At 70.0% G+C, this 12,371-nt stretch carries 13 protein-coding genes and 2 riboswitches; of the genes, 11 read left to right on the forward strand and 2 right to left on the reverse strand.

The annotated features are described in order from the left end of the window. Nucleotides 1–3: 3 nt before the first annotated feature. Together MFF56_RS24570 and MFF56_RS24575 are read right to left on the reverse strand one after the other, a co-directional pair. Entirely contained in the window at nt 4–600 is a 597-nt protein-coding gene (locus MFF56_RS24570; protein ID WP_066926528.1) for a TetR/AcrR family transcriptional regulator, read from the reverse strand. Nucleotides 601–1,092: 492 nt separating this feature from the next. Continuing rightward, a complete protein-coding gene (locus MFF56_RS24575; RefSeq protein WP_066926526.1) occupies nt 1,093–1,353 on the reverse strand; it encodes a helix-turn-helix domain-containing protein in 261 nt (86 codons plus the stop codon). A 238-nt stretch (nt 1,354–1,591) separates the two neighbouring features. Between MFF56_RS24575 and MFF56_RS24580 the strand changes: the two genes are divergently transcribed. The 11 genes from MFF56_RS24580 (at nt 1,592) to MFF56_RS24630 (ending at nt 11,985) form a co-directional block, all read left to right on the forward strand. Further along, entirely contained in the window at nt 1,592–2,017 is a 426-nt protein-coding gene (locus MFF56_RS24580; protein ID WP_066926524.1) for a hypothetical protein, read from the forward strand. 266 nt (nt 2,018–2,283) lie between these two features. Continuing rightward, nucleotides 2,284–2,664, forward strand: a complete 381-nt coding sequence (locus MFF56_RS24585; protein WP_066926522.1) for a hypothetical protein — start codon at nt 2,284–2,286, stop codon at nt 2,662–2,664. Nucleotides 2,665–2,763: 99 nt separating this feature from the next. Continuing rightward, nucleotides 2,764–3,243 (forward strand): hypothetical protein, encoded by a 480-nt coding sequence (locus tag MFF56_RS24590; RefSeq protein ID WP_066926520.1) that lies wholly within the window; start codon nt 2,764–2,766, stop codon nt 3,241–3,243. Between the two features lie 95 nt (nt 3,244–3,338). Continuing rightward, entirely contained in the window at nt 3,339–4,361 is a 1,023-nt protein-coding gene (locus MFF56_RS24595; protein ID WP_066926518.1) for a hypothetical protein, read from the forward strand. Nucleotides 4,362–4,712: 351 nt separating this feature from the next. Continuing rightward, nucleotides 4,713–5,222, forward strand: coding sequence for a peptide-methionine (S)-S-oxide reductase MsrA (gene msrA, locus MFF56_RS24600; RefSeq protein ID WP_066926515.1), 510 nt, complete (start codon nt 4,713–4,715; stop codon nt 5,220–5,222). Between the two features lie 308 nt (nt 5,223–5,530). Beyond that, a riboswitch (cobalamin riboswitch) is annotated at nt 5,531–5,728 on the forward strand. A gap of 123 nt (nt 5,729–5,851) precedes the next feature. Continuing rightward, nucleotides 5,852–7,819, forward strand: coding sequence for a TonB-dependent receptor plug domain-containing protein (locus tag MFF56_RS24605; protein ID WP_156454066.1), 1,968 nt, complete (start codon nt 5,852–5,854; stop codon nt 7,817–7,819). A gap of 7 nt (nt 7,820–7,826) precedes the next feature. After that, nucleotides 7,827–8,672, forward strand: a complete 846-nt coding sequence (locus MFF56_RS24610; RefSeq protein WP_066927921.1) for an ABC transporter substrate-binding protein — start codon at nt 7,827–7,829, stop codon at nt 8,670–8,672. Next, a complete protein-coding gene (locus tag MFF56_RS24615) occupies nt 8,669–9,715 on the forward strand; it encodes a FecCD family ABC transporter permease (RefSeq protein WP_066927917.1) in 1,047 nt (348 codons plus the stop codon). The genes MFF56_RS24610 and MFF56_RS24615 overlap by 4 nt, the downstream gene beginning before the upstream one ends. Further along, on the forward strand, nt 9,712–10,509 hold the full coding sequence (locus tag MFF56_RS24620) for an ABC transporter ATP-binding protein (protein ID WP_156454065.1): 798 nt from the start codon (nt 9,712–9,714) through the stop codon (nt 10,507–10,509). Before MFF56_RS24615 ends, MFF56_RS24620 begins: the two co-directional genes overlap by 4 nt. Then, the gene (locus tag MFF56_RS24625) at nt 10,506–11,471 is read left to right on the forward strand and encodes a DUF6925 family protein (protein WP_066927915.1); all 966 of its coding nucleotides are present in this window, start codon (nt 10,506–10,508) and stop codon (nt 11,469–11,471) included. Before MFF56_RS24620 ends, MFF56_RS24625 begins: the two co-directional genes overlap by 4 nt. Beyond that, nucleotides 11,464–11,985: an AAA family ATPase gene (locus MFF56_RS24630; protein WP_066927913.1), complete on the forward strand. Its 522-nt coding sequence runs from the start codon at nt 11,464–11,466 to the stop codon at nt 11,983–11,985. Before MFF56_RS24625 ends, MFF56_RS24630 begins: the two co-directional genes overlap by 8 nt. A gap of 89 nt (nt 11,986–12,074) precedes the next feature. After that, a riboswitch (cobalamin riboswitch) is annotated at nt 12,075–12,285 on the forward strand. Nucleotides 12,286–12,371 lie beyond the last annotated feature (86 nt).

Below are 12,371 nucleotides of genomic sequence, written 5' to 3' on the forward strand. Positions count from 1 at the left end.
AGCTCAGGTCCGGCCGCCGTCCGCAGGCCCGGGCCGTCCGGCATGGGTCATGGCTATGAGCCGCTTCCGGAGCGCGCCTAGCTCCGGCACCGGATCGGTCGGCTTCTCGCGCACGAGGTAGGCGATCCACGCGCCGTCGGCGGCCAGCCGGACGAACTCCAGGTCAGCGTCCCCGTCGGTGTCCCGATGGCGGTGCAGGCGCTCGGCGAACCAGTCCGACACCATCCGGCGCAGGGCCGGCTCGGCGAGGATGGAGATGTGCAGGGCCGCCCACTGGCTGCCCTCGATCATCATCGGGTCGTGCAGGGTGATGTCGACATAGGCCCGGGTGTAGCGCCCGTATGGAAGTGGGTCCTTCGCCATGGCCGCATCGATATCCGCGTCGAGCTGCGCGATGAGGTCGGCGACGACGCCCTCGACCAGCGCCTGCTTGCTCGGGAAATGGTGGAACAGCGCGCCCTTGGTCACGCCGGCGGCAAGGCTCACCGCCTGCACGGTGACCGCGGCGAGACCCTGCTCCAGGGCGAGCTTGGCGGCGCAATCGAGGAGGGTGCGCCGGACGAGCTCCGGCTGCTTCTTGCGGTGGTAGGCGGTGGCCATGGTCGTTGTCCGATGGCGCTCGGGCGCCCTTCGCCCAAATGATACCTACCTGACGGTATCTTTCAAGGGCGATTCGAGTTCGTTGAGGGCGCACCAAGCTACGGGCGGGCTGACGCCAAGGCGTCCTTCCATCGGCGGTCGCTAATGTGCCCCTACCTGTTGACGTCATGGCCGCCGCTTTGGGGCCGCTTTAAACCCTCGAGCGGACATTCGCATCGGCGGGGAGGAAGGTCTGCAACGGGTCAGGAGTTAACTCAGCTTGCGTAAGCAAGCTTTGTCGGCGTCCATTCCGTCGATCACAGCCGACTTCTAGAACGCGGCGTGGTTGCGCTGTGAGGCTGTAGTGCGCCGACTCCGTTCCGAAAGCAGAACAGGTGGAGTCGCGGCATCCGTGCCTGTGAGACGCCGATTTTGGCCGCCGAAGATCCCGTTGGAGGCAATGGCAGCTTCCTAGTCGCGCGAAGCCTGCTCTCTCCCAGAGGCGGCGCGAGATCAAGCTTTCTTCCGGCCGGGGCGGAGGGGGGCGGGCACCTCGTCATCTGCCTGAGGTATGGCGAAGAGTTCCGCCACATCACAACCCAGCGCCGTCGCAAGGCGCTCCAGCACCTCGACCGTCGGGTTGAAGCTGCCGCGCTCGATCCCGCTGACATAGGTGCGGTCCACGCCCGCATCGACCGCCAGAGCCTCCTGGCTGAAGCCTCGCGCAACCCGCAGCCGCCGCAGGTGCCACGCCACGCGCGCACGTCCATCCATGGCCGCGACTGCGCCAGCTTGGCAGCAGGGAAACCATCGAATATATTCGACATAATTGTGAGACACGCGCTGCCGCGGCCGGGTTCAGGATGCCCACCCATCCTGACGACGGCCGTGAGCCTTGCTCGCTTGCCGACCGAGACCCTGATGCAGCGGGCCAAGCTTGTACGCCATCCGTTCGACTAAACTTCCTCGTCCGCCCGCGAATGAGGAGCCGACAGCAGCAGACGAGGTGATCATGGTGGAGGATCAGGGTTGGCGGGGCATGCTCAACGCTCTGCAGGCCGAGGGCTGGCGGGGCTACGCCTTCGTCGCCTTCCTCATCGCCTGTATCGGCATCTTCTTCCTGGCCCCGCGCCAGAGCGCTCGCGATGCGCTGCTTGCGATCACCCCGGGTCAGATGCCGGCCTGCGACAGCCCGCCCACGCGCCACATGCTCGCCCAGGCCGTCAGCGGCTCGCCCGCCGCGCGGACCCAAGGCCTTGTGCTGCAGAAGGTCGGAAGCCTGCGCGACGCCTTCCCGGGTGTCGCCGAGTACGGCGGCCGGCGGACCTGCCTGGGTGAGGTCTACACCAACGCCGGGCATGTGGCCGTCACCGCCATCCTGACCTGGACGACGCCCGAGCGCGACGAGGTCCACCTGAACGTCCTCTGGCCGTACTGAGCACCGACTGCGTCCTCGGCGCAGATGCCCCCGGCACGCGCTCGGCGGCGATACCCCGTGACCCGCGATCGGACCTTCCCGTTTGGTCGGACCACCGTGCGTAACTCCAACCTACAACAGTGTTATCCGCGTGACCGAACAGCCGGTGCTGACGGTCGCATCCTGTCGGGGCCGACTTCACCATCCACGCCGCGAGATCCCCCGCCATGCCTCATCCATCTACCTCTCCTCTCGCTGTACGGCCCGTAGCCTTCCAGCGGCGGACCTTGGCCGCGCCCCTCAGCGTGCTGATGGCCTTGGCCGGCGCGCCGGCCTCTGCGGCCTCACCGTTCGAGGGCCGCTATCAGGGACGTGGTGAGGGCCAGCTCGCTCTGCAGGTGTTCGCGCTCGATGACGGCAGCGACGCCCACTTCGTCCTGGCCGAGACCGCGCTCATGAACCAGTGCACCGGCGACCTGCGCGGGCTGGCCCGGCCGAGCGGCCCGATGACCCTGGTGCTGCGCAAGACGGAACCGGGCGCCGAGGAGACCTGCACGCTGACCCTACGCTTCTCCGCCGACCGCGCCCGGGCGCGCATGGAGGAGAGGGATTGCAGCACCTACCACGGCGCGGCCTGCGCCTTCGACGGGTCACTCAAGCGGCGCTGAGGCGCCCCCTCGCCAGCGCCTGTTGCCCGGCCCTTCCTTGCCGAGGCGGCCGCAGCAGCGGGCGCGATCAACCGTCTCACTCCTGATCCGGATCACCCGATGACGCGCACGGTTTTCACGCTCGCTCTCCTGCTGCTGGCCGCGCACCCGGCCCAAGCCAACCCCGCCGTCGATGCAACGAAGGCCGGACTCTGCCTGGAGCTGAAGGTCAACGACCGCAGCCTGCCCTGCAACAGCGACTTCCGGCTGGTCGATGACGGGACGGGCGAGGTCAGCTTCGTCACCGGCTACGGCCAGGGCAATGCCCGCACCGTCATGGCGCTGTTCACGCGCCAGACGCCCGACCTGGAGAACGCCTACGGCTACGCCCTGCGCCTGACCGCCGTGACTCTGATGCCGACCGACCGGCCCGACAGCCAGCCCCTCTACCCGGCCACCGGCTTGTGCTTCATGGTCAAGCCGAACCCGGTCCGGGCCGGGGCGCGGGCGGCGCGGCAGGACGTCGTCGTGATGTGCTCGGCAAGCCTCACGGACGTGGCGGCCCCGGTCCGGCGCATCGACTGGAAGTTCGTGTTCTGAGGATGTCTCGGGATGGATCCTCTCATTCGCCGGGAGGTCTCGAAGGCGGAGGGCTGGGAGCCGGTGGTCTCAGGGCCGATCTCAGGAGCATCAGCATGGATTGGTTCGAGCGGATCACCGGCTTCCCGGAAGGGCCCTACGAAGAGACGCAGGCGGTGCTGTCCGTGGTCGACGGCCGCTTGCGCTGCCGCGGAGGGGGCTACAGCTACGGTGTCGGCACGCTGAGCCTGCCCTCGTTGGCCGAGCTACGATCCCAAGCGCTGGTTGCGCGGGCGTCCGGTCCGTCGCGGCTCTCGATCGTGCAGGGCGATGTCCGCGCCCTGCACCGCGCGCCCGAGAACCGCGGCGCGCTGTTCCAGGTCGCCTCCCAGTTCAATCTCCTGGAGATGGTCGGGCCCGATGTCGAACCTGAGGACGGCGTCACCCGCTACGCGCACGACCGCACGCAGGGGCCGGCCTGCGCGATGGCGGCGGGCGGGGCCACGATCTACCGCAACTACCTCGTGCCGGTGGACGGTAAGATCGGCCAGAGCACTGAGCGGCAGCTCGACGGGCTCGCCGACCTTGGCCGTGCGCTGGCGACGCGCCTCGGGACGAACGTCTCGGATCTCTGGTCGATGCGCAACGGCTACGCTCTGCCGACGCGCGACGGGTTGAGCGAGATCAGTCGGCATCTGCAGGTGGCAGATGCGGCCACGCTGGATGCCCTTCGTGGCCTCTTACGGGTCGGGCTGCACGTTGACGTCGAGGTCACGGATGGGCCGGCCCCAGGGCCACGCGTCAGCCAGATCTTCTGCTCGGCTCTACCGGTGGCCTACGGGCGCCACCCGGCAGCGAGCTGGGCGTCGTTCGCATCGCTGGTGCTGGAGGCGGCCTACGAAGCGACCGTGCTGGCCGCAGTTCTGAATGCGGCGCGCGGCGCCTCGAACCGGGTGCTGTTGACCCGTCTGGGTGGAGGTGCCTTCGGCAACGCAGACACCTGGATCGATGCAGCTCTGTTGCGGGCCCTGCAGATCGTCGGAGGGTACGACCTCGACGTTGTGATCGTCAGCCACGGAGTACCAACGCCGGCCTTATACGATCTGGTACGCGCCTCAGGGATCAGCGGCCCGCGATGAACCATTCCACCGGCAACGACGCCCGGTGAGCGGGACAAGCTGCCGAGCGCAGGCTCACGCGGATCGGCATCGGCAACACCTCTCGAGAACGCCGCGGTGCGCCCGAAAAAGTGCCGGAGTGGGGGAACTGTGCCCCACGCCCCCCGCGGCCGTGGGACGGGCATTTGGGGCCATGGGGACCGGTTTGCGCGTCGTTGAGAGCGGGAACTCCGGCATAGCAGCAGGGAGATACACGGAGCGCTGATCGGGAGCCGTCAGGGGCTGATCCAGACCCGCGTGAGGTCTCGGATCGCGGGGCCGACTGCCTATCTATCGAGACGAATCGGGTCCCGTCAGCACGAGGAGAGTACGATGGCCTACGAGAGAGCGGTGCTGGCGGGTGGCTGCTTCTGGGGCATGCAGGACCTGATCCGGCGCCAGGACGGGGTCGTCGCGACCCGGGTCGGCTACACCGGCGGCGACGTGCCGAACGCGACCTACCGCAACCACGGCAGCCACGCGGAGGCCATCGAGATCACCTACGATCCGGCGCGCACGAGCTACCGCCGCATCCTGGAGTTCTTCTTCCAGATCCACGATCCGACGACCCCGAACCGCCAGGGCAACGACCGTGGCCCGAGCTACCGCTCGGCGATCTACTACCGCGACGCAGCGCAGCGCCGGATCGCCCAGGACACCATCGCGGACGTGGACGCGTCCGGCCTCTGGCCCGGCAAGGTCGTGACCGAGGTGGCGACGGCCGGCCCGTTCTGGGAGGCCGAGCCGGAGCACCAGGACTACCTGGAGCGCCACCCGAACGGCTACACCTGCCACTTCGTGCGCCCGAACTGGCGGCTGCCGGTCCGGCCTGCCGCAGAATAGCCGAGGGTTCCGGGGCATCGTCGGCCGGCTCTGCCTTCACCTGGAGCGGCGGGCGAAGGTTGCGCTTCCCGACACCATCACCGGGCTGCCGGCCCCACGCGTTGTCCTGGGATTGAGGTGGGGACGGTGTATCCGCAGAGCGAACGCCTGAGCCCAAATGGTCATTCAGGCCAGCCTCTCATAGGTCCGCTCCTGCCTCAGCTTGCGACATCGCATCAGGGGGGCGCTGCCCTGCAATCGTTAGATTGCGAGCTTCGATATGGCCCCGGGTATGATGAGAGAACGAATTGACAGCCCATACCCAAGCCGAATAGCCAAGCTGCGACGGTTCCCCCCGGGGATCAAAAGGGAACGCGGTGAGGGCTTCATGCCCGATGCCGCGGCTGCCCCCGCAACTGTGAGCGGCGAGCCTTCCGCCACCATGTCACTGGGCCGCCTCGCCCGGGAAGACGGTGAGAGGGCAGCGACCCGCGAGCCAGGAGACCTGCCGTCAGTCGTGGTCACACGCGAAACGCGTCGGGCGGGGTGTCCTGACGGGTGTCGAAGCGCCGCGCATCCCGAGAGGAGGCGGTGCGCTGAGGCCTCGTTCGCGGTGACGTGCCACTGCCGTCGCCCGAGGCTTGTCTCCCGTGCCCCATACCCTTGGTTCCGCTCTCCGGAGCGTGCTGGCGCTCACCTGCGCCGGTCCGGCCCTGCTCGCCGCACCCTTCGCCCATGCCCAGCAGGTGGCCGCGCCCTTCGCGGACGTGCCGCGCGGCGGCGAGACCGCCGTCTCGCTTGCCGAGATCTCGGTCGCGGCCACCGGCGTGCCAACGCCGGTCACCCAGACCGGGTCCAGCGTCACCGTGCTGACGTCCGACCGGCTTGAGGTCCAGCAGGTCCGCACCGTGCCGGACGCTCTGCAGCAGGTGCCGGGCCTCAACGTGGTCCGCACCGGTGGCGCGGGCGGCCAGACCTCGGTCTTCATCCGGGGCACCAACTCGAACCATGTGAAGGTCCAGATCGACGGCATCGACGTCAACGACCCCTCGACCCCGAACCGCGCCTTCGATTTCAGCCAGCTTCTGACCGAGGATCTGTCCCGCATCGAGGTGCTGCGCGGGCCCCAGAGCGGTCTCTACGGCGCGGACGCCATCGGCGGCGTGATCTCCTTTGTGACGAAGCGCGGCGAGGGTCCGGCCCGGGCCACCGCCTTCGTCGAGGGTGGCTCCTACGGCACCGCCAACCAGGGCGGCCGCATCTCCGGCTCGGAGGGCATCTTCGACTACTCGGTCAGCGTCCAGCACCTGCGGCAAGCCGCGCTGCCGGTGACACCCTTCGAACTCCTGCCGGTCGGTGTGCCGCTGCGGACCGCCTTCACCGACATCAGATCCGTCTCGACCAAGCTCGGCGCACAACTCAGCGACACCGTCCGCCTGAACTACGTGCTGCGGTTTTCCGACAGCGCCTACCTCGACCAGGCGGACGGGGGCTTCCCCTACCGGCCGCTGCCGTACCGGAACCTCAACGACCAGCAGCAGCTCCTGATGCGCGGCGAGGCCGAGTGGACGCCGGTACCGGGCTTCCACAACGTGTTCGGGGCCAACTACGCCAGCTTCGACCGTCTCTTCGCCGGTCCCCTCGACCCGCTCGCGTCCCCGACGCCGACGTCCACACTCGGCGAACGGACCCGCCTCGACTACCGCGGCGACGTGCAGATGGCGCCCGGCAACCTCCTGCTGTTCGGGGCGCAGCGCGAGGACGAGCGCATCGAGACGACCGGGCTGAACCGCCAGAACGGCAACACCGGCGGCTTCGCCGAGCTGCAGTCTGCCATCACCGACCGCGCCTTCCTGGTGGCCAACATCCGCCACGACGCGAACGACCAGTTCGGCGGCGCCACCACCTTCCGAGTCGCGCCGAGCTACATCCTGCCGGGCACCGAGACGCGCCTGAAGGGCAGCGTCGGCACCGGCTTCAAGCCGCCGACCCTGAGCCAGCTCTACCAGGACTACCCGGGCTTCCGCTTCTTCGGGAACCCGAACCTGCGCCCCGAGGAGAGCTTCGGGTTCGACGGCGGCGTCGAGCAGCCACTCGGCGAGAGGGTGCTGGTCGGCGCCACCTACTTCGAGACCGACTTCCGCAACCTGATCCAGACGGCCTATTTCCCGACCTTCTCGACCAACGTGAACGTCGGGCGGGCAGTGGCCTACGGCGCGGAGAGCTTCGTCTCGGTTAGGCTCACCGACAGCTTCAGCGCCCGCGTCGACTACACCAACACGGTGACGAAGGACGAGGTCGCCAACCAGGAGCTGCTGCGGCGGCCTCGCCACAAGGTCAGCCTCACCGGCATCTGGACGCCGCTGCCGAACCTGACGCTCACCGGTACGCTGATCTCCCTCGGCTCGTTCGTCGACGGGAATCGGGATTTCTCCATCACGCGGCTGAAGAACCCGGGCTTCACCCTGGTCAACCTCTCGGCCAACTACGTCTGGTCGGAGACGACGACGCTGTTCGCGCGCGTCGATAACCTGTTCGACCAGCGCTACCAGAACCCGACCGGGTTCCTGGGAGCGGGGCTCGCCGTCTACGGCGGCGTGCGCCTGACCAGCTTCTGAGGTGACGATGCCCGTGCGCGCCGTCCTCGCTCTGTCGGCCACCCTGGCCACACTGCCCGCGGGTCACGCCGCGGGCACGGCCGAGGCGCCGGTGCGCGTGGTCTCGATGAACCTGTGCGCGGACGAACTCGTCCTACGGCTGGCCGACCGGGACCAAGTCCTGGCGGTCACCTACCTCGCCCGCGACCCGCGCGGATCGACGGTCGCGACCGCGGCCGCCGGCATTCCGGTCACCCGCGGCCTCACCGAAGAGGTCGTCGCGCTCCGGCCCGACCTCGTCATCGCGGGCGCCTTCACGACGCGCGCGACCGTCGGCAGGCTCAAGCGTGTCGGCTCGCCCGTGCTCGAACTCGGCATCCCCGCTGACCTCGACGGCGTGCGCGCCCAGATCCGGCAGGTCGCGGGGGCACTCGGGCATCCCGAGCGGGGCGAGGCCCTGGTCGCGGACCTCGATGCCCGCCTCGCCGCGGTCACCCCGGCGACGCGGCCGTTGCGGGCCCTCGTCCTGCGCCCGAACGCCTTCACGGTCGCGCCCGGCGGCCTCGGCGACGCGCTCATCCGCGCCGCGGGCCTCGTGAACGTGGCGGCCGAGATCGGACGCGACCGGTTCGGGCAGGTGCCGCTCGAAGCCGCAGCGCTCGCGAACGCGGACCTCGTCGTGGTGGACGAGGGTGCGCCGGGTCTGCCCTCGCTCGCCGACACGCTCCTGCACCACCCCATCTTCCGCGCGCTCGCGCGTGAGGGTCGGACCGTCTCCATCCCGAACCGCTTCTGGACCTGCCCGGGGCCCCAGGTCGCCGAGGTCGTGGCGCGCCTGGCGGCAGCCGCGAACGCGCGAGTGCCCCGGCCATGAACGCGCCCGTTCGGACCGTCGCCGGTCCTGTCTCACGGCGCCTCGGCACGCCACGCGCCCGGCGGGTGGTCATCGCCACCCTCGGCGTTGCCGTCCTCCTGCTGACACTCGCCTCGGTCGCCATCGGCTACGCGCCCTTCGACGTTCCGGCCGCCTTCGCAGACCTCGTCGCGGGCCGAACCACGCTGGCGGCGATGGTGCTGTGGGAGCTGCGCATTCCGCGGGCACTGCTCGGTGGCCTCGTCGGGTTCAGCCTCGGCCTGACCGGGGCGGCGATGCAGGGCTACCTGCGCAATCCGCTCGCCGACCCCGGTATTCTCGGCATCTCCTCGGCCGCAGCCTTGGGGGCCGTACTGGTCTTCTACGGCGGGCTCGCCGCCTCGCTGAGCCTTGCCCTGCCGCTCGGCGGCATTGCCGGCGCGGGGGTGGCGGCGCTGCTCCTGAACGCGCTCGCCGCCCGCGGCAGCTCGACGCTCGGGCTGATCCTCGCGGGCGTCGGCCTGTCGAGCTTGGCGGGCGCCCTGACGGCTCTCGCGCTCAACCTCTCGCCGAACCCTTATGCGGCCCTCGAGATCGTGTTCTGGCTGATGGGCGCGCTCGCTGACCGCAGCCCGGACCACGTCGTCCTCTGCCTGCCGCTGATGGTGGTCGGCTGGAGCCTGATGCTGTCGACCGGTTCCGCGCTCGACGCCCTCGCGCTCGGGGAGGACACGGCCGCGAGCCTCGGGGTCAACCTCGTCTCGGTGCGGTTGCGCCTCGTCACCGGCGCGGCGCTCGCGGTCGGCAGCGGGGTGGCGGTCTCCGGCGCCATCGGCTTCGTCGGCCTCGTCGTGCCGCATCTGATGCGTCCGCTCGTCGGGTCCCGGCCCGGTGCCGGCCTGTTGCCGAGCGGGCTCGCCGGCGCGGTCCTGGTGCTCGCAGCGGATATCGGCGTGCGCCTGCTCGCCACCCGGCCCGAACTCAAGCTCGGCGTGGTGACGGCGCTCGTCGGCGCACCGTTCCTGATCGTGTTGCTGCTGCGGAACCGCGGGAGGCGGGCATGAGCCTCGGTCTCCGCGAGGTGCGGGTGATGCTCGATGGCCGGGCGATCCTCACGGACATCGACCTTGCTCTGGAGCGCGGCCGCTTCGTCGGGCTTGTCGGCCCGAACGGGGCCGGCAAGACCACGCTCCTGCGCGTCCTGGCGGCGCTGGTCGCGCCCGCCCGAGGCCGCGTCACCCTCGACGGCCACGCGCTGTCCGGCATGAACCGTGATGAGCGGGCGCGCCGCATCGCGGCCCTATTCCAGGGCGCCGGCGTTGGCTGGCCGATGACGGTGCGCGAAATCGTGGCGCTCGGTCGCCTGCCGCACCGCCGCGCCTTCGCGGGGCTCTCGGACGCTGACGAGGCCGCGGTCGCGCGAGCGATGGTGCGGACAGATGTCGGGCATCTCGCCGACCGGACCGAGCCGACCTTGTCCTCGGGCGAGCGCATGCGGGCGCTGCTCGCCCGGGCGCTGGCGGTCGAGGCCGAGTGGCTCCTCGTCGACGAGCCTGTCACGGCCCTGGACCCGGCCCACCAGCTCGACGCCATGGCGCTGCTTCGCGCAGCGTCGCGCGACGGCACCGGCGTGGTCGCCGTCCTGCACGACCTCGCGCTCGCGGCCCGGTTCTGCGACCGGATCGTCGTGCTATCCGGCGGCCGGCTCGTCGCGGACGCCTCACCCGAGGGGGCCCTGACGGATGCCCTGCTGGCCCGCATATTCGGCGTGACGGCGGAGCGAGGTCGGGCCGTGGACGGAACCCGATACATCCTGCCCTGGGCAAAGGTCCCGGTCGAACGAGGAAAAGAGCGATGACGCCATCATTCCAGGCCGAGGCGGTCGCGGCCCTGCTGCGCGAGGCCCTGGCCGACCCTGGCACCGCCTGGAGCCTCGGCAGTTTCGGGGCCATCGCCGAGTTCATGCGCGACCCGGACGAGGCGGTGACGGCGCTGCCGGACGTGCGCCTGGGCATGGCGACCGAGCGCGGCGCCATTGCGCTCACGGTCCGCTCCGACCTGCGCCCGGTGGCCTACGAGACCGCGGTCGCGTCCGGCTGGAATCACGCCGTCGCCCTCTGCCTGCCGGACGATGCCTGCGCCATGAGCAGGCGCGGCGTGGTGACCGAACTCGGCCCGGATCGGGAGGCCGCACGCCAACAAGACAGGGACGCCATCCTGTTCGACCTGGGCCTGGATCTGCTCGCGGTCGACGCCTGCGTACGCACGAGAGACCCGGAGGCCATCGCCTGCCTGCGGTCGGGTGTCGGACGACCCCTGTTCGATCACCAGAACCCCATCGGTCGGCAACTCGTCGCCATGAGCCCGCATCGCGTGTTCCTCGCCCGGGTCGGTCGGGTCGAAGTCTACGCCCCGATCCCGGGACCGGGCGGCACGAGCCCCGAGGGCCCGCACACTCACGTCCTGCCGAAACTCCTGCGGAGCGGGCGCACGCACGCCGCGACGACGCCGATCCCGGCGGGCTGGGTGCCGTGCGCCGGCATCCACCCGGCCCACCCCTACAAGGACATGATGGGACGGCGGATCGCCTTCGACGCCGCCCGGCACGCTGCCTTCCAGGTCCTGCTCGACCGTTGGGGTGATCCGGACCTGCTCGCGGTCAAGCGGGGCGGCGACCATCGCCCGGACAGTTCGATCTCGGGCCGTCACGCCCAAGCGGCACGTCGCGTGGCCGAGGTCCAGGCCCTGTACCTCCGGGGTGAGGTCATCGAGGCCGAGCTTGCGGCCGACGAGGACGAGGGCGTCGCCGACCATGCCTGACCCGGGCGCTCAGCGGGTGGTCGGGCTGATCGGCTGCCCTGGGGTGGGGAAATCGACCTACGCGCGTCGGTTCGACCCGCTAGATGGATGGGTGCACCTGACCCTGGACGACCTCAGGCAAGCGCTCTGGCCGCCGGATCGACAGGTCTACTGGGAGGTGCGCCGCGGAGGCTGGGACACGCAGGCCCACCGGCTCCTTCATGCGGTGAAGGTGGCCGCTCTCGACACCGCCCTCGCCCAGGGCTTCAGCGTCGTGATGGCCGACACCCACCTGACCCGTGCCGTGTTCGAGGATGAGCTTGAGGTCGTCGGTCGGTATGGCCTCTCCGTGGAGTGGAAGGTGTTCGACGTCCCCTGGGAGGTGCTCTGGACCCGCAACGAGCAGCGCGGTGCCCTCGATCCGTCTCATCGGCAGCCCGAGACCGTGCTGAGGTTTGCATACGACGCCTTCCATGCGCCGGATGCCTGGTGGCGCCTGCTGCCTCGGGACGCGGTCGAGGTCATCGCGTCGTAGCATGGTTGCCACGCCTGGCCGGTGTCGCATCCGGAGCACAGGCGGCCGATATACCGAGCCGGTCCGTTGACGTCGGATTAGGTCGGCATGCTAACCGTAGCCACGACGGTTCCCCTCGGGGATTAAACGGGAACGTGGTGAGGGCTTGTGGGCCGAAGGTCCGCCCCGATGCCGCGGCTGCCCCCGCAACTGTGAGCGGCGAGACCTCCGCCACCATGTCACTGGGCCGCCTCGCCCGGGAAGACGGTGAGAGGGCAGCGACCCGCGAGCCAGGAGACCTGCCGTCCATCGTGGTCACACGCGGAGCGTGCCGGACGGGGTGTGTCGGCAGGTGTTGGTGATGGCGCGCGGTCTGCGGCGTGCCCTCATCGGCCTCGTTCGCGGTG

It is taken from the genome of Methylobacterium hispanicum (assembly GCF_022179285.1).
Lineage (GTDB): Bacteria > Pseudomonadota > Alphaproteobacteria > Rhizobiales > Beijerinckiaceae > Methylobacterium > Methylobacterium hispanicum.